Below are 23195 nucleotides of genomic sequence, written 5' to 3' on the forward strand. Positions count from 1 at the left end.
ACATTATATTTGCAGCTATATTGACAAAATTATAAGATACGAACAATTCCAAAATGCCTTCAAGTAGGATATAATGGATTTCTTTGTAGCCTGTAGTTCATCACGTGTAATTAAAAAAAATAAATATGAGCATCAAGTACAGATTGATTATTATGAATTTCCTACAATTCTTTGTGTGGGGATCGTGGTTAATTTCATTGGGTGGCTACATGGGCAGCGTCCTGCATTTCGAAGGTGGACAAATAGGGGCTATCTTTGCCACCATGGGTATCGCTTCACTGATCATGCCAGGACTGACAGGCATTATTGCAGATAAGTGGGTAAATGCAGAAAGGTTATACGGAATACTGCATCTCTTGGGTGCAGGATGCCTCTTCTACGCTTCAACTGCTACGGACTATACCCACATGTACTGGGCGATGTTGCTCAATCTATTGGTGTATATGCCCACTCTTTCATTGGCGAACACTGTATCTTACAATGCCCTAGAACAATACAAATGTGAAATTGTAAAAGACTTTCCTCCCATACGTGTGTGGGGGACCATTGGCTTTATCTGTGCAATGTGGGCAGTAGACCTCACAGGATTTAAGTCCTCCTGTGCCCAGCTCTATGTCGGAGGTGCCGCGGCATTTCTCTTAGGACTATATTCATTCACTCTTCCCGCCTGTCCTCCCACTAAAAGTGAAAATAAATCGATGCTCTCGGCATTTGGACTGGATGCATTGGTACTTTTCAAACGCAAGAAGATGGCAATCTTTTTCCTTTTTTCCATGTTATTGGGGGCTGCGCTACAAATCACAAATTCTTATGGCGACCTCTTTTTAGGCAGTTTTGCCTCCATCCCCGAATATGCAAACTCTTTTGGAGTTAAACATTCAGTCATCCTTCTTTCTATTTCACAAATGAGCGAAACACTGTTTATCCTCGCCATCCCTTTCTTTCTGAAACATTTCGGGATAAAACGTGTAATGTTGATCAGCATGTTCGCCTGGGTATTCAGATTCGGGCTTTTCGGATTAGGCGATCCTGGATCGGGACTGTGGATGTTGATACTTTCGATGATAGTTTACGGAATGGCGTTCGACTTCTTCAACATTTCGGGTTCCCTGTTTGTTGAATTAGAAGCCAAGCCGGCTATCCGTGCCAGTGCGCAAGGTCTGTTTTTCATAATGACCAATGGTCTGGGAGCAATTATCGGAGGCTACGCCAGTGGTGCCGTGGTAGATGCCTTTTCAGTATACGACGATGGAATGTTGGTGAGCCGTGAATGGCCTGATATCTGGTTTATATTTGCCGGCTACGCATTAATAATAGGAATATTGTTTGCTTTAGTGTTCAGATACAAACATAATCCTGAAGAATTAAGTAGGAAGTAAAAAATGGACAAAAAAATAGAATTACAAGTATTAAATATCTCCAACAGCCAAGCGCAGGTTGGTGCTTACGCCATGGTTTTGGGAGAAGTTGACGGTGAACGGCAGCTACCTATCATCATAGGGCCGGCCGAAGCACAAGCTACCGCCTTATGCCTTAAAGGAATCAAGGCTCCACGTCCGTTGACGCATGATCTATTCTACACATGTTTAAACGTACTTGGAACCAAAATACTCAGAGTACTCATTTACAAGGCAAAAGAAGGAGTTTTCTACTCATATATCTATTTAAAAAGAGACGATGAGATCATACGTATCGATTCACGAACTTCGGATGCCATTGCACTGGCAGTCCGTTCCGACTGTCCCATTTATATTTATGAATCTATTCTTGAAAAAGAGCGCTTGCACTTGGACGTGTCGGAAACGTCTACTACCGAAGAAGAAGAAATCTCAGAACCTGCCGATAAGGAAAGTCTGGAACAAGCTTTAGAACAAGCCATCAAAGAAGAAAATTATGAACTTGCAGCCCGGTTACGTGATGAAATAAACCGGAACAAATAACCCCGAATATGCACGTATTCTACACCCCCGATATAAAAACCAAAGCAGAACTTCCCGAAGAGGAAGCTCTGCACTGTGTCCGCGTATTACGACTTACCCCGGGAGACGAAATCAGGCTAACCGATGGTGAAGGCAACTTTTACCGGGCAGAAATTACGGTAGCGACCAATAAACGATGTTTGGTCAAACTTCTCGAAACCCTTCCCCAACCTCCTTTACGATCAGGGCATTTACACATTGCCATGGCACCGACCAAAAATATGGATCGTAATGAATGGTTTGCCGAAAAAGCCACAGAAATCGGTATTGATGAATTGACTTTCCTCAACTGTCGCTATTCAGAACGAAAAGTAATCAAAACGGACCGCATTGAAAAGATCGTAATTTCAGCTGTCAAGCAGTCTCTCAAAGCTTACAGACCGAGATTAAACGAAATGACAGATTTCAATACTTTCATTTCTCAGGATTTCCGCGGACAAAAATTTATTGCACATTGCTATAAAGATGAGAAGCCTTTATTAAAACATGTACTTAAACCGGAAGAAGATACTTTAATACTGATAGGTCCGGAAGGTGATTTCAGCGAAGAAGAAGTAGCTAAGGCAATTGAGAACGGATTTCAACCCATCAGCTTGGGAAACTCAAGATTACGAACCGAAACTGCTGCTTTAGTGGCATGTCATACGGTCAATCTAATAAATCAATAATCCTTTATCTCCAGTCAATGAGATATATAGGAAAAGAATGGCAACATTTATAAATATCAACCTTTAAACAAGATATAGTTATGGTAAAGAAAATGATTTCCCGACTTTCGGTGCTGGCAGTACTGATTGTATTCATGGCATCCTGCTCAAAACAAGCAGATTATACAAACGCAATTCCCGCTGACGCATCAGCCGTAGCTTCCATCAACCTGAAATCACTTATAGATAAATCCGGTTTGAAAGACAAGGAAAATGAAGCTGCAAAACAAAAGATAATCGAAGCTTTAAAAGGAGGAATCAACGCTGCTTCATTTCAACAGATAGAAAAAGTTATCAATAATCCTAAAGAATCGGGAATTGATATCGAGGCTCCCATATATTATTTCACGTCGCCCTCTTTTCCTTATACTTCGCTGCTGGGAAAAGTAACAGACCGGGATAAATTGGAAGCTTCATTGGAAGTTATGGTAAAAGAGCAACTGTGCCAACCGGTAGAAACTTCAGACGGATTCAGTCAAACAAAAATAGGGACCAATGATATCTTGGCTTTCAATGAAAGCGTGGCTATGTTAGTACATGTCAATAGTAATTCGCAAATGGATAATGCAGTAAAAGTTATCGGATCTTTGTTAAAACAAACCGGTGAGAACAGTATCATCGGTAATACAGGCTTCCAGAAGATGCAGAAACAAAAAGGCGACATCAACGTTTTAGCTTCTTTTGCCGCTCTTCCGGAAATGTATGCCCGCCAATTGAATACTGCCATGAGCATGTCCGGTATCAACATAGATCCAAAAGACCTGATGATACTAGGTAGCCTAAGCTTTGAGAAAGGCAAAATTGCAATGCAAAGCGAATACTACACAGACAACAAAGAGGTAATGGCAATGCTGGAAAAGCAACAACAAGCTACAAAAAAATTAAATAGTACATTCTTGAAATACTTCCCAGCGTCAACCATCGCATTTATGAATGTAGGTGCTAACGGTGAAGAGACTTACAATCTATTACAGGATAATCCGGATTTCCGTAACACATTCTCACTGGCCAAAGCTGACGAAATAAAAGAGTTATTCGCATCATTCAATGGAGATATATCTGCTGGATTGATCAACTTCACGATGAATAATGCTCCTACTTTTGCTGTCTATGCCGATGTAAAAAACGGAAATGCTTTAAAAGCACTTTATGACAACAAAAAAGCATTGAATCTGAACAGAGGTGAGGATATTGTGAAACTGGGTGAAGACGAATACGTTTTCAAATCCAGACAAATGAACTTGTTCTTTGGCATCAAAGACAAACAAATGTATGCAACAAATGACGAACTCCTTTATAAGAGTATCGGCAAACCTGTAGAAAAATCAATTAAAGACACAGAGTATGCCTCGGATATGAAAGGAAAAAATTTCTTTATGGTCATCAATATGAATGCAATCCTTGAACTCCCTGTCGTAAAGATGATGGTGGGATTCGGTGGAGAAGAATACCAAATGTACTATAATCTGGCATCACAAATAAGTTATTTCGAAGCAAGCAGCGATGGTAACAATATTGCTAACATCGACCTAATTCTGAAAAACAAGGATGTCAACGCCTTAAAACTGATTGTAGACTTTGCAAAGAAGTTCACCGGTATGTAAAATAATTGAGACTAATATATGGAAAGTATCCACCTTCAGCAAACACTTCCCCAAGTGTTTGCTGACCGTAATTCAATCACTTCGGACATCTGGCATCAAGATATCACTTTTAGTAAAGGAGAGATGTATCTCATTGAGGCAGCCTCCGGAACAGGAAAATCTTCTCTATGTAGTTACATCTATGGCTACCGGAACGATTATCAGGGGATCATCAATTTCGATGAAACCAATATCAAAGCTTACACCGTGAAGCAGTGGGTTGAAATCAGAAAAAAATCATTGAGCATGCTTTTTCAGGACTTACGAATCTTCACCGAACTTACCGGACTTGAAAATATCCAATTGAAAAATAACCTGACCGGCTATAAAAAGAAGAAAGACATACTAGCCCTCTTCGATGCCATGGGTATAGAAGATAAACTAAACACGAAAGCAGGTAAATTATCTTATGGCCAACAACAACGAATTGCATTTATCCGCGCTCTTTGCCAGCCTTTTGATTTCATTTTCCTGGATGAACCGATCAGTCACCTTGATGATAGCAACGGACAAATAATGAGTGCCTTACTCAAAGAAGAGGTAAAAAAGCAAGGAGCAGGGGTTATCGTTACATCAATCGGTAAACACATAGAGTTGCCCTATAATAAAGTGTTGAAGCTATAAATATTATCTACATGAAACTTATCTGGAAGTTACTTCGTCAACATATCAGTATCGGTCAGTTAGCCGGCTTTTTTCTTGCAAACCTTTTCGGCATGACGATCGTGCTGCTTGGTGTACAATTTTATAAAGATATCCTACCGGTATTTACTGAAGGCGACAGTTTTATGAAGCGAGACTACATTATTGTCACCAAGAAAGTCAGTACTTTAGGTTCTTTTACTGGTAAGAACAACACTTTCTCTGAACAGGAAATCAATGATTTGGAAAAACAATCCTTTACCAAGTCGATAGGTGCTTTTATTCCTTCCCAATTTAAAGTATCGGCTGGTCTCGGTATGCAAGAAGCAGGCATCCATCTCTCAACTGACATGTTTTTTGAATCCGTACCGAATGAATTTGTAGATGTAAAATTGGACAAATGGCATTTTAACAAAGATAGCCATACTATTCCAATCATTATTCCACGCAATTATCTGAATCTATATAATTTCGGGTTCGCCCAAAGCCGTAGTTTACCTAAATTATCCGAAGGTTTAATGAGCCTTGTTCAAATGGATATATTATTGCGCGGCAACGGGCGAGCCGAACAATTCAAAGGAAATATCGTAGGTTTCTCCAACCGTTTGAATACAATATTAGTACCTGAAGATTTTATGGAATGGGCTAACCGGAACTTCTCTCCGGAAACAAAAGCGACTCCATCACGCCTCATCATCGAAGTAGGAAATCCTGCAGATGCAAAGATTGCCCAATATTTCCAGCAAAAAGGATATGAAACAGAAGACGGAAAACTGGATGCCGGAAAAACGACTTATTTTCTACGCCTGATTATAGGTATCGTCTTAGGGGTGGGACTCTTTATCAGTATTCTCTCATTCTATATTTTGATGCTCAGCATCTACCTTCTTTTACAAAAGAACACTTCCAAGTTAGAGAATTTATTATTGATCGGCTACAGCCCTACGCGGGTAGCACGACCCTACCAGACTCTTACTTTAGGGCTTAATATATTAGTACTTCTGCTTTCTTTCGGTTTAGTAACCTGGATACGTAGTATATATATCAATACACTCGGTTTACTCTTTCCACAAATGGAAACCGGCTCTCTCTGGCCAGCCTTTATCACAGGATTTATACTATTCATTATTGTATCATTTTTCAACATAGTCACTATTAAACAAAAAATACTATCCATCTGGATGCATCGTGTGTAACCGACAATTAAGATAAAAATACAGAAACATTTGTTTTTTAATTATAAAAATTTTGTACCTTCGCCAGCGAAAAAAGGAACAAAATCAACTTATATTCTTAATAATATGAGAAAACAAATCGTTTTCACGCTATTGTCCATGGGCTTCTCCTGTATCAGCTTTGCACAGGAAGCCATTAACCAGGACAGCATATCAGTACAACAAACAGACTCGGTCATAACCGATGCTGCAACAGAAAAGCCTGTAGAAGAGATTTCAATTGTCAGTTTTCGAAGATTGGAAAACGATATTACAGCAAGAGTTACAGCACCTAAACGTGATCAAAACAATGATTTATGTGCTATTATTAAAGTTGTGACCAAAGACAAAGCACTCTTTTTTGAGCCGGATGCCTTAGGAATCGTAGCACGCGAAGACCAGCCGGGTGAAATCTGGCTCTACGTACCACACGGTTCGAAGCGCATCACCATTAAACATGAACGTTTCGGAATCATCCGAAATTACTTCTACAACGAATCGATCGATAAGGCAACCGTTTATGAACTCAGATTATTCGTTCCGGAAATTCAAAGTAACGGTACACAAATCATCGAACGTATTGTGGAAAAGAAGGCAACCGAACAGGCGTTGATGATGAACTATTCTCCATCCAAAGCGCGCATCTATATCGATGATGAACTGCAAAACACAAATGACAACGGAGCTTTCTCAAAAGTCCTTCCTCTAGGACAGCATAATTACCGTGTTGTCGCTCCTCATCACACAGAAGAAAAAGGTACTTTCGACATTGTTCCTGAACGTCCGAGTGCTTTGAATGTGGCTTTGCAACCTACATACGGTTTTATGACGGTAAATTCTAACAAGGACCACACCAAAATTTATATCAACAAGGAAATGATAGGGAATGCCCCTTATCAATCCGATACCATCAATGTAGGTAAATACACGGTACGTGCCGAACGCTCTTGGTATTTGCCGCAAGAACGGGAAATAGAAATCAGACCGACCGAAACAAACAATGTGCAGTTTGCTCTTGAAAGACAAAAGGCGAATGTCTTTTTAACGGCACAATATGGTACAGCCTTCAAAGGCGGTAAACAAACTTCTTTCGGACTCATGGCAGGTATTTGCCGGAAAGCAGGTGGCTATATCAGCATACGAACCAACGGCAGTCCGGCAGTCGACTGGAATGGTCCTAGCAATCCCTACGGAATTTATTCCGGAAAAGTAGAAAAGCATCACCTTTCAACCTTGGGTGGATTTATGACAAGGTTAGCCAAACCGATATACCTCTATTTTGGAGGAGGATACATTTTCCGTACGTTGGATTGGCAAATTTCTCCGGATGCTCCTTCATACGACAAAGGTGAATATCAAACGGTTCAAAACCATTCCGGTGGCATGTTTGAAGCTGGTCTGATAGGCCGATATAAATTCATATCTCTTTCTGCAGGTGTCACTTTTGGTATCCCGGATGATGGTTTCGGTAAATATATGGAAGCCACCATCGGCATTGGTTATGTATTTGGAAGATAAGCAATTAATTTAATGAATATAAATATTATGAAACAATCTATATATTGCACGAAACTGCTATTTATTATAGCAATCATTATGTTTACCTCTTGTGAGGAAGATCCCGTTGTGCCCATTGTAAATTGCCGTAACGCAAATCTCCAGATAATCAACAATATTCCTGATAATATTACAGGTTATGACATAAGAGATCGTTTCCTGTTTTGTATAGACGAGTGTTTATATATGAAAATAGAATACTATGAAAATATAAACAATGACCGTCCATGGGACAATCAAGTCATTTATGAGTATAACACAATAACGAATAAATGGACTATAGTATGGTATATATCGTCTATAGAGGTTGAACAGCTACAGAAAGGTGAAAATCCGGATGATTGGGAAAAAGCTCAAAAACTTATGGAAATGAGTGAGAGTTTACACAGAAGCCAATGTGGTAACTGTTGCGGTTATAATGGCAAAGGATATATATATGACAACAATGGAAGAATGTTGGAATTCAATCCTTTGACAAAAGAAATGACAAGTCATAATAACGCTGATCAATTAGGATACGATGTACGTCTATTCAGCAATGCTAAAGGAGTTTTTGGATATAGCAAATCTTATAATATACTTTTTCAATATGCCCTTGAAGAACATCAATGGAAAGAGATATCTTCAATATATGAAGATGAATTAATCAGATTTTTAAGCGATGGATATCAAACTATAGACAATCCCAATGATGACAAAATCCATGTTTGGACTAATTATTCTAATACTGATTATTCCATTACAAGTTATGTTTATCCATATGATATTATAGAAAATAGATATAATATAATACCTCCACATGATTATGGCTGGAATAATTACAGCTATTATAGTTATAATGATTATACGGCTGCACTTTTCACTATTAACGGAAAACTTTATAAAGGACTTGGAGATCAGATTTTTTATGAATATAATCCCATTGACCAATCCATAAATTTAATTGTTGCTGGTACGGAACAATATCACTTTGACTTACCTCTTGCCGTCATTGGAAATAAATTATATTCAATCGCAAGTGACCAATTAGTATCCATAGAATTTTAAATTCGATCTAGAAAAACAAACAAATTCTCCCATTATGTGCGAAAACGGAAGTATTATAACAGGTTTCAACTGTTATACTTCCGTTTTTTTCGTTCTTTTTCCTATCTTTGTACACATCATTTCATAAAAAAGTCAAGCTATGCCAAACTATGATTTAATCGCTATTTTGGGACCCACCGCTTCAGGGAAAACCCCCTTTGCTGCTGCACTGGCAGCAGAACTGAATACTGAAATTATCAGCGCTGACTCTCGGCAAATCTATCGCGGTATGGATTTAGGCACAGGCAAAGATCTGGCAGATTATACTATAAATGGACATTCTATTCCATATCATCTGATCGACATTGCAGATCCGGGTTACAAATATAATGTTTTTGAATTCCAACGGGATTTTCTCAAAGCATACGAGACTATTAAACAAAAAGGATGCTTGCCCATTGCCTGTGGTGGAACCGGTATGTATCTGGAGTCTGTTTTGAAAGGGTATCGCCTGATGCCCGTACCGGAAAATCCTGAACTACGATCGTATTTGGCAGATAAATCATTAAATGAACTGACAGAAATTCTCAGTAAATACAAGACATTACATAATTCAACGGATATAGATACGGCTAAACGTGCCATACGGGCTATAGAGATCGAGGAATATTATTCTGAACACCCGGTAGACAAGCGGGCGTTTCCACAACTTAATAGCCTCATCATTGGAATAGACATTGACCGCGAACAGCGTCGTCAGAAAATTACTCACCGCTTGAGACAACGTCTGGAAGAAGGAATGGTGGAAGAAGTAAAACACCTTCTTGCCAACGGTATCGCTGCTGAAGATTTAATTTATTATGGTTTAGAATATAAGTATCTGACATTATATGTCACTGGTAAACTGACATATGAAGAAATGTTCAATCAACTTGAAATAGCCATCCACCAGTTTGCAAAAAGGCAAATGACATGGTTTCGGGGGATGGAACGACGAGGATTTACCATCCACTGGATGAATGCTGCAAGTTTAATGGAAGAAAAGATTGCGTTTGTAAAGCAAAAACTCGAAGAGAATTAGTATCTTTGAGGTGTGTTCACTATTAAGGACAAATAATGAGAGATTAAATGTGATTTCAAAGTAATTCTATAGATGAAATGAGTGTAGAACCAGGAAAATGGGGTGTTATTTACAATCCTAAAGCCGGAACTCGGAAAGTACAGAAACGATGGAAAGAAATCAAGGAGTACATGGATCTGAAAGGTGTAATGTACGATTATGTACAATCCGAAGGATTCGGATCTGTAGAACGTCTGGCAGGAATTCTGGCTAACAACGGATATAAAACAATCGTAGTTGTCGGAGGAGACGGTGCATTGAACGATGCAATCAATGGCATCATGCACTCGAATGCCGAAAATAAAGAAGATATCGCCATCGGCATCATTCCCAATGGAATAGGAAATGACTTTGCCAAGTATTGGGAAATTGGCATGGATTATAAACAAGCTGTCGATTGGATCATTCATAACCGACGAAGAAAAATCGATGTAGGCTTCTGCAATTTCTACGATGGCGAAACTCATCAACGCCGTTATTTCCTCAATGCCATAAACATTGGTTTCGGTGCACGTATAGTGAAAGTGACTGATGGAACCAAACGTTTCTGGGGAGTTAAATATTTATCTTATCTGGCCGCCTTCTTCCTGCTTTTCTTCGAACGAAATCTGTATAGAATGCATCTCCGCATCAATGATGAACATATTCGGGGGCGCATCATGACCGTTTGTGTGGGAAGTGCATGCGGATATGGTCAAACCCCGAGTGCAGTACCTTATAACGGGTGGTTAGACGTTTCAGTCATCTATCGCCCGGAACTTTTACAAACCATGTCCGGATTGTGGATGCTGATTCAAGGACGCATTTTAAATCATAAAGTGGTGAAAAGTTACCGGACAAAAAAGGTAAAAGTATTGCGTGCCCAAAATGCAGCAGTTGACTTGGACGGACGAATCCTACCCAAACACTTTCCGCTGGAGATTGGCATTCTACCGGAAAGAACAACGTTGATTATACCGGATTGATATAAAAATAATAATTTATGATAGAACAACTTAAAAACAATCCTGCCGGTAATTTCTTTCTACTCGCCGGTCCTTGCGTGATTGAAGGTGAAGAAATGGCGATGCGTATCGCTGAAAAAGTAGTAAACACCACTGAGAAACTGAAAATTCCCTATGTATTCAAAGGCTCCTATCGTAAGGCAAATCGCTCTCGTCTGGATTCATTCATGGGAATCGGTGACGAAAAAGCATTAAAGATATTAAAGAAAGTACATGATACATTCGGAGTACCTACCGTAACAGATATTCATGCCGCAGATGAGGCCGAAATGGCTGCTGAATATGTCGATGTTCTTCAAATTCCGGCTTTTCTATGCCGACAAACTGATCTTTTGATAGCCGCTGCAAAAACAGGGAAGGTAATAAACATCAAGAAAGGACAATTTCTTTCACCGATGGCAATGCAATTTGCTGCCGACAAAGTTATTGAAGCAGGAAATAAAGAGGTAATGCTGACAGAGCGCGGAACGACTTTCGGCTATCAGGATTTGGTTATTGACTACCGGGGAATCCCAGAGATGCAATCGTTTGGCTTCCCTGTCATTCTGGATGTGACACACTCCTTACAACAACCCAATCAGACCAGCGGAGTGACCGGAGGTATGCCTCAATTGATCGAGACTGTAGCTAAAGCAGGAATTGCAGTCGGGGCAGACGGTTTGTTTATAGAGACACACGAAAACCCGGCTGTTGCTAAAAGTGATGGTGCAAACATGCTAAAACTCGACTTACTTGAAGACTTACTGACAAAATTAGTAAGAATTAGAGAGGCAATACTGTGATTAATCTTTTATTATTACGACAGATATTACAAAACTGATTTTTAAACTTAATAATTATGAAACATTTATTCCGTGGTTTATTCGTCGCAGCAGCTATTATTTGCTGCAGCTTTCAACAGGCATTTGCACAGCAATTGCCACCCATTCCGGTTGACCCGAACGTACGTATCGGTAAACTTGATAACGGACTAACGTATTACATCCGTAAAAACGCACTTCCCGAAAACCGTGCCGATTTCTATATCGCTCAAAAAGTGGGTTCTATCCAGGAAGAAGATAACCAACGTGGATTGGCTCACTTCCTTGAACACATGTGCTTCAACGGAACCACACACTTTCCCGGTGATGCATTGAAACAATATCTGGAACGTATCGGTGTTAAATTCGGTGAAAATCTGAACGCATATACTTCTGTTGATGAAACAGTCTATAATATTTCCAATGTCCCTGTCACTACCCCAGGTGCTATCGACTCTTGTCTTCTCATTCTTCATGACTGGTCTAATGACTTGACACTCGATCCGAAAGAGATAGATAAAGAACGTGGCGTTATCAATGAAGAATGGCGTACACGTATGAGTGCAATGCAGCGTATGCAGGAAAAAGTGCTTCCTCAAATGTTTGTCGGTACAAAATATGCAAACTGCTTCCCAATTGGTACAATGGATGTAGTTATGAACTTCAAATACCAAACTTTGAGAGATTACTATGAAAAGTGGTATCGTCCCGATCTGCAAGGTATTGTTGTCGTAGGTGATATCGATGTAGACGCTATTGAGTCTAAAATTAAGACTATGTTTGCCGATGTACCGGCACAACCTAATGCAGCTGAAAGGGTTTACTATCCGGTAAATGATAATAAAGAACCGATTATTATCATCGAACAAGATAAAGAACAACCCCATATCCAAGCTCTTATTTTCAATAAGCACGAAGCAACTCCTAATGATCAAAAAGGAAATCTTGGATACTTGGTACAATATTATGCCACCAATCTGGTGAGCTATATGCTCAATGCCCGTCTGAACGAATTGACTCAAACAGCCAATCCTCCTTTCATCTATGCCGCTACTTATGATGGTGATTTCTTTGTTGCCAAGACAAAAGATGCTTTCACAGGCGTAGTGGTCTGCAAAGAAGGTGCTGTAGAAGATGGTATCGCAAGTACATTACGTGAAATAGAACGCGCTCGTCAGTTTGGTTTTACGGAAACTGAATACAATCGTGCCCGCACTGAATATCTCCGTCATCTTGAATCTGCTTACAACGAACGTGATAAACGTAAGAATGTTGAATATGTAAACGAATATGTTCGCCACTTCCTTGACAATGAACCTATTCCCGGAATCGAAGAAGAATATAATATTATTGCAAACCAGGTTGCTCCAAACATACCCGTAGCAGCTTTAAACTTAATGATTAAAGAGCTAATAACAGATGATAATCAAGTAATTACTATCTTCGGCCCGGAAAAAGAGGGTATCCAAATGCCAACTAAAGATGCTATCTTAAAAACTCTCAAAGATGTCAAAGCTGAGAAATTGACTGCTTATGTAGACAAAGTATCCGATGAACCGTTAATGGCAGAAAAGCCAAAAGGAGGTAAAATCGTTGCAGAAAAAGAAAATCCTCTTTTCGGAACAACAGAACTTACTTTATCTAACGGTGTAAAGGTCATTCTGAAAAAAACAGATTTTAAAGCTGATGAAATCCGCATGAAGGGTGTCAGTCTAGGTGGTAGCTCTATATTCCCCGATTCTGAAATAATCAATATCCAATCATTAGATGCAGTCGGAGTAGGTGGCTTAGGCAATTTCAGCGCTGTAGATTTGGAAAAAGTACTGGCTGGAAAGAAAGCTTCCGTTAATTATGGTATCGGTTCATTGACCGAAACTGTAAACGGAAATTGTTCTCCGAAAGATCTTGAAACGATGCTACAACTTACTTACTTGACTTTCACTGCTCCTCGTAAAGACGATGACGCTTTTGCTTCTTACAAAAACCGCAGTAAAGCTTCTCTCCAAAATCAAGAACTGAATCCAAATGTTGCTTTCAGTGATTCTATTCAGGCAACGATCTACATGCATCATCCGAGAGCTATTCAGATGAAAGCTGATATGATCGATAAAATAGACTATGACAAATTGATGGAAATGTACAAAGATCGTTATAAAGATGCTAGCGATTTCACATTCATCCTCGTAGGTAACATTGATATAGCTAAAGATAAGGTATTGATTGCTGAATATTTAGGCGCTCTTCCGGCTACCAACCGCAAGGAAACATTTAGAGACACAAAGATGGAAATGCGTAAAGGCGTTTATAAAAACGAGTTTATCCGTCAACAGGAAACTCCGAAGGCTTCCGTACTCGTTCTCTATAATGGAGATTGCAAATACAATCAGAAAAACGATATCCTGATGAGTATGACCAGTCAAATCCTCGATCTTGTCTATACTGAAAAAGTGCGTGAAGACGAAGGTGGAACTTATGGTGTGTACGTAGGTGGAAACTTGAATAAATATCCAAAAGAAACAGCTTATTTACAGATCATTTTCGATACAGCTCCTGAAAAGAAAGATAAATTGATGAAAATTATCTTCGCTGAAGCTGAGAATCTTGCAAAAGAAGGTCCTTCGGAAGCCAATCTTAATAAGGTTAAAGAATATATGCTGAAAAAGCATAAAGAAAACCTGAAAGAAAACGGTTATTGGTTGGGCAATATCGACGAATACGTCTTTACAGGTGTAAACATGATGAAAGACTATGAAACTCTGGTGAACAGCATCACAGCAAAAGAAATTCAGAAATTTGCTAACGACCTGTTCAAACAGAAAAACGAAGTCGAAGTCAGTATGGTTAGCCCTGAAAAGAAATGACACTCTTTTACGAATTGCGCAAGCACGGCAAATTAGCCGCCAAACGTAATCCGATGTATGATAAAAACCGGTTCGGGAAGTACGCCATGTATGCTATGGCGGCTTTCTGGGCAGGCTATCTGATCTTCTTCGGAACAACGTTTGCCTTTGCTTTCGATACGAACAGCATGGAACCTTACCACATCATGAACAGTGGTTTGATATTCATTCTTGCCCTCGATTTCATATTGCGCTTTCCGTTACAGAAAACACCGACACAGGAGGTAAAGCCTTACCTCCTGTTACCGGTAAAGCGGAATACGGTTATAGACTTTCTTCTTATACGTTCAGGCCTTAGCAGCTACAATTTCTTTTGGCTATTTTTATTCGTTCCATTTGCCATTATCACTCTTCCTAAATTCTTCGGCATCTGGGGAGTCATCACTTACTGTACCGGTATCTGGTTACTGATGGTTTTTAATAACTATTGGTTCTTACTCTGCCGTACATTGATCGGTGAACGTCTCTGGTGGATTTGTCTACCGGTGCTGGTTTATGGGGGCATTGCTGCCGGACTGCTTATCCCGGACAAAAGTCCGATAGGTGACTTTTTCATCAATTTAGGTGAAGGCTATATCAAAGGTAATCTCCTTGCATTTGTTGGAACTTTAGTTGCTATCATCATTTTATGGTTCATCAATCGGAAAATGATGGCAGGATTAGTCTATGACGAATTGAATAAAGTAGAAGATACTAAAGTAAACGCATCAGAATACAAATTCTTTGAGAAATATGGAGAAGTGGGTGAATATATGCGTTTGGAACTGAAAATGCTACTCCGAAATAAAGTATGCAAAAATTCATTACGCATGGTGATCATTGTAGTGGTGGCTTTCAGTCTGATATTAGGATTCACGGATATATACGATGGTACCGGAATGAAAAACTTCATCACGGTTTACAATTTCGCCATCTTCGGTATTCTTTTCCTACTTCAGATAATGAGTTATGAAGGTAATTATATTGATGGCCTGATGAGTCGGAAAGAATCTATCTATTCGTTGCTCCGTGCCAAATATATGTTGTACAGTATCGGAATTCTACTCCCTCTTATTTTAAGTATTCCCGCAATGGTTATGGGAAAAATAGAAGTGCTGACAGCCTTTTCATGGGCTATATTTACAATAGGCTTTATCTATTTCTGTTTGTTCCAGATGGCTGTTTACAATACGAAAACAGTACCATTGAATGTAAAGCTAGCCGGTCGTCAGAACACAGGAACAGGATTACAAAACCTGATTAGTTTTGCCACATTCGGCATACCTCTATTGCTCTATGCCGTACTGAAAATGACCATTGGCGAAACAGCTACAGCATGGATGTTACTCGCTATTGGCCTAGTATTTATACTCACATCCCGTTTCTGGCTGAAAAATGTATACGACCGGTTTATGAAACGGCGCTACAAAAACATGGAAGGATTCAGAGACAGCAGACAGCAATAAATAGTGATAAGCGCTCATGATTATCTGCCTCACACTATTCACTTTGTACTTGTCATATATCACATATTACTAATAATAACTAATCATTAAAAAGTCATGATCACAATCCATAACTTGCAAAAGAACTTCGGTGATAAAAAAGCTGTAGATATTGATAACTATATTATCAATCAAGGTGATATGCTCGGACTGGTTGGAAACAACGGTGCAGGAAAAACCACCCTTTTCCGCCTAATGCTGGATTTGCTAAAAGCAGATACCGGAAACGTTGTGATTAACGATCTGGATGTCAGCAAAAGCGAAGAGTGGAAGAAAGAGACCGGTGCTTTCATTGACGATGGTTTTCTGATTGACTATCTCACACCGGAAGAGTACTTTTATTTCATCGGTAAGATGTACGCATTGAAGAAAGAAGAAATAGACGAACGGCTGAAACCATTCGAACGCTTCATGAACGGTGAAGTAATGGGACAAAAAAAGTTCATCCGTAACTTTTCTGCCGGTAACAAGCAGAAAATAGGAATCATCTCGGCTATGCTGCACTATCCGCAACTATTGATTCTGGATGAACCGTTCAACTTTCTTGATCCGAGTTCCCAATCCATCATCAAACACATGCTCAAGAAATACAACGAAGAGCATCACGCCACAGTAATCATTTCCAGCCATAATCTGAATCACACGGTAGATGTATGTCCACGCATCGCTCTACTCGAACATGGTGTTATCATTCGTGACATTCGTAACGAAAACAACTCAGCAGAGAAAGAATTGGAAGCTTATTTCAATGTAGATGTGGACAGTTTTCTCCAAGAGGATGAAATTGAACCAACAGTAACGGAAGAGCCGGAAGTCTCAGAAACGAAGGAGTAATTGTAAATGAGAAAAAACTTTTTATATGTATTGACAATATTAGGATTGGTAGTCAGCCTTAGTTCCTGTAGATCGGCAGCCCCACGCCTGGACTATAAAGCACTTGCACGTGCTTCGGTTCGTCTTGGAGTAGATATCAGACTAGAAGATAATCATAAACTGTATATCGAAGCAGCCGAATGGATGGGTGTCCCTTATCGGACAGGTGGTGAATCCAAACGAGGCACTGATTGTTCGGGACTAACCTGCCAAATATATAAAAAGGTGTACCATACTAAATTATCCCGGAATACGGAAGGGCAAAAAAAAGAAAGCAGCAAAGTTGCCAAACGTAACTTGCGTGAAGGCGATCTGGTTTTCTTTACAAGTAGCCGTTCCGGCCGGAAAGTAGCCCATGTAGGTATATACCTGAAAGATGGGAAATTTATTCATGCCAGTACCAGTCAAGGGGTAATAGTAAGTCGCCTGGACGAACCATATTACACTAAACATTGGATATCGGGAGGTCGTCAACGTTAATCACTAAAAAATAGGATCATGAAAACAACTTTAGGAATTCTCTTCTTATGCTGTTTTACACTCAGTGTAAATGCACAATTATTATGGAAAATATCCGGGAACGGACTCAAAGAACCCTCTTATATAATGGGCACGCATCATCTTGCGCCTCTCAGCATAAAAGATAGTATTCAAGGCCTTCAAGCTGCTCTCGACCAGACACAGCAAGTTTATGGAGAACTCAAGATGAGTGATATGCAAAATCCTGCTATGGCAGCCACAATGCAGAAATATATTACCACCGATACAGATACCACTTTCAAGTCACTGTTTACAGTAGCGGAGTACGAACTCATCAATAATTGTACAAAAGAAAACCTGAAATTCGACATCGATATGATGCCCAAAATCAAACCAGCTTTTCTCAGTAATAATTTAATGGTCATTCTGTACATGAAACATGTCGGTGACTTTAATCCGCAAGAACAAATGGACACCTATTTCCAGACAAAAGCTGCCGAAAGCGAAAAAAAGGTAGATGGTCTTGAGACAATGAACTTCCAATTTGACCTACTGTTCAACAGAAGCTCCCTTAAACGTCAAGCTGAAGTTTTGCTTTGCATGATGAATAACATTGATAACAACATTGACCTGACCAAAAGACTTACATCCGCCTACATGATGCAAGACCTGAATACAATGGAAAAGATTGCCAATGAAGAAGAATGCGGCATGACCCAACAAGAAAAAGATAACTTGATAGATAATCGAAATAAAAACTGGGCCGATAAATTACCTGAAATAATGCAAACCGCTCCTACATTCATAGCAGTAGGCGCTTTACATTTGGTTGGTAAAAACGGTTTATTAAGCTTATTGAAGCAACAAAATTACACAGTAGAGCCTGTCAAATAACACCAAATAGCAAAACAAAAGTAAAAGTGCATACCCCAACCCCACTGTCGTATGCACTTTTTTCACTTATATATATTATTTTCAAAAAGAACATCCTAAAAAGAAATCCCACACAATCTAGCAATCAACTCGTTTATACTTATCTTTGGCATATACACAAAAACATCTGCAAATAATTTCTTTATCATACAAATAATTACTATATTGTGCCATTAAATGTTTGGACTATAAAAGATAAACCATAGAAGATAAACAAAACTAATATGCAAAGTAAATTTATAACATTAGCATGCATTTGCTTTACCTTTTGGACTTCATCCAATATTTTTGCCCAAAGTAATTTCAAGCAAGGGTACATCATTTCACTACAAAGGGATACGATCTACGGGTTAATAAACTACCGCACAGACAGATTAAATGCCAAATGCTGTATATTCCAAAAGAATGAATGCACCGAATCCAGAGAAATTCCTCCCGGTGAGATCTTAGGATATCGTTTTACAGATAACGAAAGATACTATATTTCCCGTTCCATTGAAGTAGAAAAAGGAAAACAAGCAGAATTAGTATTTCTTGAATGTTTGATACAAAGTGTAAACAGTCTCTATTTCTATAATGACGATTCAGAAGATGGAATCTATTACATGGAAAATGAAGGGAAGTTAATTAAATTGAACAGAAACAATACAGAAAAAGAGGCAACCGGATTATACCCTAAAAGCATGAAAAACTGCCTTCCTGCATTAAACTACTTTTTAAACGGATTTCCCGATTTACAAACCCAGTTCAACCAAGCCCCTTTCACCCGCAACAAAGTGATCGAAATAGTGAAAGCCTACAATGACAAAATCTGCAACAATCCTGAAGAGTGTATCTTATTTAAAACAGAAGAAAAAGCACATAACTTAAATGTGGCAATAACCCCGTATGGAGGAATTACCAAATATAAAACCGCTAAAAGCACCTATGCAGGAGATCAAATCAACATCAAAAGTTCTTATCTTGCAGGAATAAACGTTGCTTTTTCTTCTTCCCGTTTCATGAGTTCATTTGCACTATCCATCGATCTATCTATATCAAAACTGAACGTTTTAGAAGTAGAAGGAAGAGATAACTACTCAGGAACTTCTCTGACTGGAAAAATAGGAATCCGCTATAGATATCCAAGTAAAATCGGCATACGCCCACTCATTGAGGCAGGATTATTATCACAAGGAATGTTTTTCTCTAATGATGACTCACTCCAAAACACTCATTATATCGATAACCAAATCAATCCCGGAGCATATGTAAACGCAGGCGCACAAATCAGATTGACAAGAAATTGGAAACACTCTTTAGACCTTCGTGTACAATGCGGAATAACCAAAGATTGCATCGAACGTGAAACAATGTCTAAAATATGGTCGGGATACATTGGATATTCGTATCTTTTTTAGTTTTCGCATATCTTTGTGGAAAAATAACAAAAAAATGAGCTATACAACTTATCTATTTGACTTTGATTATACTTTAGCGGATTCCTCGCAGGGCATCGTAATCTGTTTCAAGAACGTACTAAAGCGTCATGGATATACTGACATTACCGATGAAGCCATCAAACGTACCATTGGTAAAACACTGGAAGAATCTTTCAGTATCTTAACGGGCATTACCGATGGCGTACAATTAACCTCCTTAAGAAAGGAATATACCAAAGAGTCGGATCAGTTCATGAACAGAAACACTTATCTTTTCGAAGACACGCTCCCTACCCTACGGAAACTGAAAGAACAAGGAGCCTATCTAGGAATTATTTCCACTAAATACCGATACCGCATACTCGACTTTTTAAAGTCCCACCTACCAGAAGGTTATTTCGATATCATCGTGGGCGGTGAAGATGTAAGCCACCCGAAACCCGATCCGGAAGGAGTATTACTTGCAATCAAGCAACTAAACGTAAGGCCGGAAGACACGATGTACATCGGTGACAGTACGGTCGATGCCGAAACAGCCGCTGCGGCAGGCATCAGTTTTACCGGAGTAACCAGTGGAGCCACTCTAGCCGATGAATTAAAACAGCATCCACACATCAATATACTGAGCCGATTATACGAATTAGTAGATAAATAGGTCATTATTAACCCTATTCTCTCAAAAATAAGAAAGAAATATTTGCCTGATAAAAATAAAAACAGTACTTTTGTGCCCGATTATTCCGCACCGGGTTCGACAAAGAGCTTTCTAAGTAATTAGAGACCACCCGACGGAGCTAACTTATACATTATATATAAGATGTACGCAATTGTAGAAATTAACGGTCAGCAGTTTAAAGCAGAAGCTGGTCAGAAATTGTTCGTTCACCACATTCAGAATGCAGAAAATGGTGCAACAGTAGAATTCGACAAAGTTCTTTTGGTAGACAAAGACGGAAACGTAACCGTAGGCGCTCCTGTAGTAGAAGGTGCAAAAGTTGTTTGCCAGGTTATTTCAAACATGGTAAAGGGTGACAAAGTACTCGTATTCCACAAGAAAAGAAGAAAAGGTCACAGAAAACTGAACGGTCATCGTCAGCAATTCACAGAGTTAACAATCACAGAAGTAGTAGCTTAATCAATTAAAAAGTAAGAAGAAATGGCACATAAGAAAGGTGTCGGTAGTTCTAAGAACGGCCGCGAATCACAGAGCAAGAGATTAGGCGTTAAGATATTTGGTGGCGAAGCTTGCAAAGCAGGTAACATCATCGTTCGTCAAAGAGGTACTGAATTCCATCCGGGTGAAAACATCGGTATGGGTAGAGACCACACTCTTTTCGCTTTAGTAGACGGAACTGTAAAATTCAAAGTTGGTAGAGAAGATAGAAGATACGTATCTATCCTTCCGGCTGAAGCAACAGAAGCATAAGTTTCACAAAAGATTTATATGAGAAAGAGATGTAATCCAAAAAGGTTGCATCTCTTTTTTTATATCAGATTTCCACTTTCACATTTGGAAATCCGGAACTTTCTCCTTATATTGCCCCGTCACAATAGATAGAAAACACGAATGGACAGATCGACAGCCAAACTCCGGATATTACTCATTTTGCTTCTATTAAGCAGTAAATGCGTTTTCTTCCCCTTGATAGCCGCTGATTCCCTGAATTACGACCGGCTTTCCAAAATGCCCATAGACGATCTCTTCGACCTATCCGAAAGCTATAAAAACAAGAATTTGCTCGACAGTTCTTTAGGATGTTACATTTTGTTGGCCGGAAGGTATTACGACAAAATGCCTTCTACCGAAAAATATCTATGTGCCAAAGCTTGCAAAGAAGCAGGAATAGCTTATTATTACAAATACAACTATACCAAGGCATTAGACTTCCTAAGACAAGGGGTCAAGTATTGTGAAGAAAACGACATCCCCGAACTGTTACCAAGCCTTTATAACAATATAGGATGTGTCTATTCATCACTTAACGATTTCAGAATCAGCATCAATTCTTTTGAAAAGGGACTGACCATCAGCAGAGAACTAAATGATCTCACCAATGAGAAGATACTACTCACCAACCTTGCCTGCCATTGCAGCAACGAAAATATAAAAGAAAAGGCCGAACTCTATAACCGGGAACTTATGGAGCAATTCGGACAGGAAGATTCAACTATTACGTTTTATGTGCATCTGAATAGAGGTTGGCTCATGTACAACGATAGTTGCTATTCACGAGCCGTAGCTTGCTTGAACCAGGCACTCGACTACGCTCGCAAAGCCCGCTTGGCGGTCGCCCATGAATCGGTCGTATATGAAACATTGGGAGCTTTGTACATGAACATTCCCAACAAGCGCGACTCTGCCTATTATTATCTGAAAACCAATTGTACTTTCGCCCAAGAACACCATCTGCTGCCCAATCTGCGGAACACCCTGACAAAACTGGCTGAATGTTACGAACAGGACGGACAGAAGGACAAAGCCATGTCCTACAAGATCCACTATTGGGAACTTTCGGACAGCCTGCTCGACTCCAATAAATTCAATCAGGCAAAAAGCGAACATTTCCTTTATCAAATGGAACAAGACTATGAAAAAATAAAGAGACTGAATCAGGAAACATTGGAAAAAGAGGAGCAAATACGTACTTCCCGCATTCAATTGCTTTGTTCGTTGGCAATCTTACTGATATTTACCGTACTGACCACCATTACCATTATCCAGAAACGGAAACTGCACCGGGCGTATAGCGATCTCTTTCATCGTAATGCCACAATCCTGTCATCCGAAGAAGAGAACAGGAGAAAACATGCCCGGCAAGAAAAAGAACTGGAACATGCCAAAGAAGTTATTCGTAAATTGACGATTGAAAAAGACCAAATTCAGGCGAACCCGCTTGTCACTCCCGAAAACGAGAGAGCAGACTCCATAAAAACAACCTCTCCAAACATTATCAGCGACGAACAACGCAAAAGCATACAAGCCAGACTGGAAGAGATTATGGAAAACACCGATGAAGTGTTTGATTGTAATTTTTCCATTTCCCGTCTTTCCGAACTTGTCGGAACCAACCTGCACTATCTCTCACAAATCATCAATGAGACATATGGCAAAAACTTCCGTGCATTCATCAACGAATACAGGATCAAAGAGGCGCAGAGAAGACTTATGAATACTGAGAAATACAGCAACTACACCATAAAAGCTATCGCTGAAAGTGTGGGATACAAATCTCACAGCAGCTTCATCACACTGTTCAGAAATGCCACCGGCATTACCCCCTCCCTCTACCAACAACTAGCCAACCAACAAAAAAATAAAGAACAATAGTTCTAAAACACTGAATATCCATACTTCAACACTAATCATCTGATAGGAAAAGCATTACTTCCGTTCCAATTTCATGAAATCAAA

General features: G+C 39.5%; 21 protein-coding genes. All 21 read left to right on the plus strand.

What is annotated here, in order from left to right:
- Positions 1 to 125: 125 nt before the first annotated feature.
- Positions 126 to 1379 (plus strand): nucleoside permease, encoded by a 1254-nt coding sequence (locus tag H8744_RS01305; protein ID WP_262433110.1) that lies wholly within the window; start codon positions 126 to 128, stop codon positions 1377 to 1379.
- Between the two features lie 3 nt (positions 1380 to 1382).
- Positions 1383 to 1940: a bifunctional nuclease family protein gene (locus H8744_RS01310; RefSeq protein WP_262433111.1), complete on the plus strand. Its 558-nt coding sequence runs from the start codon at positions 1383 to 1385 to the stop codon at positions 1938 to 1940.
- An 8-nt stretch (positions 1941 to 1948) separates the two neighbouring features.
- Positions 1949 to 2647 (plus strand): 16S rRNA (uracil(1498)-N(3))-methyltransferase, encoded by a 699-nt coding sequence (locus H8744_RS01315; protein ID WP_262433112.1) that lies wholly within the window; start codon positions 1949 to 1951, stop codon positions 2645 to 2647.
- A gap of 80 nt (positions 2648 to 2727) precedes the next feature.
- Positions 2728 to 4290, plus strand: a complete 1563-nt coding sequence (locus H8744_RS01320) for a DUF4836 family protein (RefSeq protein ID WP_262433113.1) — start codon at positions 2728 to 2730, stop codon at positions 4288 to 4290.
- Positions 4291 to 4308: 18 nt separating this feature from the next.
- Complete coding sequence (locus H8744_RS01325; RefSeq protein ID WP_262433114.1) at positions 4309 to 4953, plus strand: ATP-binding cassette domain-containing protein; 645 nt, start codon at positions 4309 to 4311, stop codon at positions 4951 to 4953.
- 11 nt (positions 4954 to 4964) lie between these two features.
- Entirely contained in the window at positions 4965 to 6167 is a 1203-nt protein-coding gene (locus tag H8744_RS01330; RefSeq protein WP_262433115.1) for a transporter, read from the plus strand.
- A 105-nt stretch (positions 6168 to 6272) separates the two neighbouring features.
- On the plus strand, positions 6273 to 7703 hold the full coding sequence (locus H8744_RS01335; protein WP_262433116.1) for a PEGA domain-containing protein: 1431 nt from the start codon (positions 6273 to 6275) through the stop codon (positions 7701 to 7703).
- Between the two features lie 27 nt (positions 7704 to 7730).
- Entirely contained in the window at positions 7731 to 8789 is a 1059-nt protein-coding gene (locus H8744_RS01340) for a hypothetical protein (RefSeq protein ID WP_262433117.1), read from the plus strand.
- A gap of 139 nt (positions 8790 to 8928) precedes the next feature.
- Positions 8929 to 9849, plus strand: coding sequence for a tRNA (adenosine(37)-N6)-dimethylallyltransferase MiaA (gene miaA / locus H8744_RS01345; protein ID WP_262433118.1), 921 nt, complete (start codon positions 8929 to 8931; stop codon positions 9847 to 9849).
- A gap of 77 nt (positions 9850 to 9926) precedes the next feature.
- A complete protein-coding gene (locus tag H8744_RS01350; protein WP_262433119.1) occupies positions 9927 to 10853 on the plus strand; it encodes a diacylglycerol/lipid kinase family protein in 927 nt (308 codons plus the stop codon).
- Positions 10854 to 10870: 17 nt separating this feature from the next.
- Entirely contained in the window at positions 10871 to 11674 is an 804-nt protein-coding gene (kdsA, locus tag H8744_RS01355) for a 3-deoxy-8-phosphooctulonate synthase (RefSeq protein ID WP_262433120.1), read from the plus strand.
- Between the two features lie 56 nt (positions 11675 to 11730).
- The gene (locus H8744_RS01360) at positions 11731 to 14553 is read left to right on the plus strand and encodes a M16 family metallopeptidase (protein ID WP_262433121.1); all 2823 of its coding nucleotides are present in this window, start codon (positions 11731 to 11733) and stop codon (positions 14551 to 14553) included.
- Entirely contained in the window at positions 14550 to 16037 is a 1488-nt protein-coding gene (locus H8744_RS01365; RefSeq protein ID WP_262433122.1) for a DUF5687 family protein, read from the plus strand. The genes H8744_RS01360 and H8744_RS01365 overlap by 4 nt, the downstream gene beginning before the upstream one ends.
- A 96-nt stretch (positions 16038 to 16133) precedes the next feature.
- Positions 16134 to 16910, plus strand: coding sequence for an ABC transporter ATP-binding protein (locus tag H8744_RS01370; protein WP_262433123.1), 777 nt, complete (start codon positions 16134 to 16136; stop codon positions 16908 to 16910).
- A gap of 6 nt (positions 16911 to 16916) precedes the next feature.
- On the plus strand, positions 16917 to 17429 hold the full coding sequence (locus H8744_RS01375; protein WP_262433124.1) for a C40 family peptidase: 513 nt from the start codon (positions 16917 to 16919) through the stop codon (positions 17427 to 17429).
- An 18-nt stretch (positions 17430 to 17447) separates the two neighbouring features.
- On the plus strand, positions 17448 to 18323 hold the full coding sequence (locus tag H8744_RS01380; RefSeq protein WP_262433125.1) for a TraB/GumN family protein: 876 nt from the start codon (positions 17448 to 17450) through the stop codon (positions 18321 to 18323).
- Between the two features lie 263 nt (positions 18324 to 18586).
- Positions 18587 to 19762, plus strand: coding sequence for a hypothetical protein (locus H8744_RS01385; RefSeq protein ID WP_262433126.1), 1176 nt, complete (start codon positions 18587 to 18589; stop codon positions 19760 to 19762).
- 34 nt (positions 19763 to 19796) lie between these two features.
- Positions 19797 to 20438 carry an HAD-IA family hydrolase gene (locus tag H8744_RS01390; RefSeq protein WP_262433127.1) on the plus strand — a complete coding sequence of 214 codons (642 nt, stop codon included), beginning with the start codon at positions 19797 to 19799 and terminating at the stop codon, positions 20436 to 20438.
- Between the two features lie 162 nt (positions 20439 to 20600).
- Entirely contained in the window at positions 20601 to 20918 is a 318-nt protein-coding gene (gene rplU, locus H8744_RS01395) for a 50S ribosomal protein L21 (RefSeq protein ID WP_262433128.1), read from the plus strand.
- Between the two features lie 21 nt (positions 20919 to 20939).
- Complete coding sequence (gene rpmA, locus H8744_RS01400) at positions 20940 to 21209, plus strand: 50S ribosomal protein L27 (protein ID WP_262433129.1); 270 nt, start codon at positions 20940 to 20942, stop codon at positions 21207 to 21209.
- A gap of 141 nt (positions 21210 to 21350) precedes the next feature.
- Complete coding sequence (locus H8744_RS01405; RefSeq protein ID WP_262433130.1) at positions 21351 to 23111, plus strand: helix-turn-helix domain-containing protein; 1761 nt, start codon at positions 21351 to 21353, stop codon at positions 23109 to 23111.
- Positions 23112 to 23195: the final 84 nt, after the last annotated feature.

It is taken from the genome of Jilunia laotingensis (assembly GCF_014385165.1).
GTDB classification, from domain to species: Bacteria; Bacteroidota; Bacteroidia; order Bacteroidales; family Bacteroidaceae; genus Bacteroides; species Bacteroides laotingensis.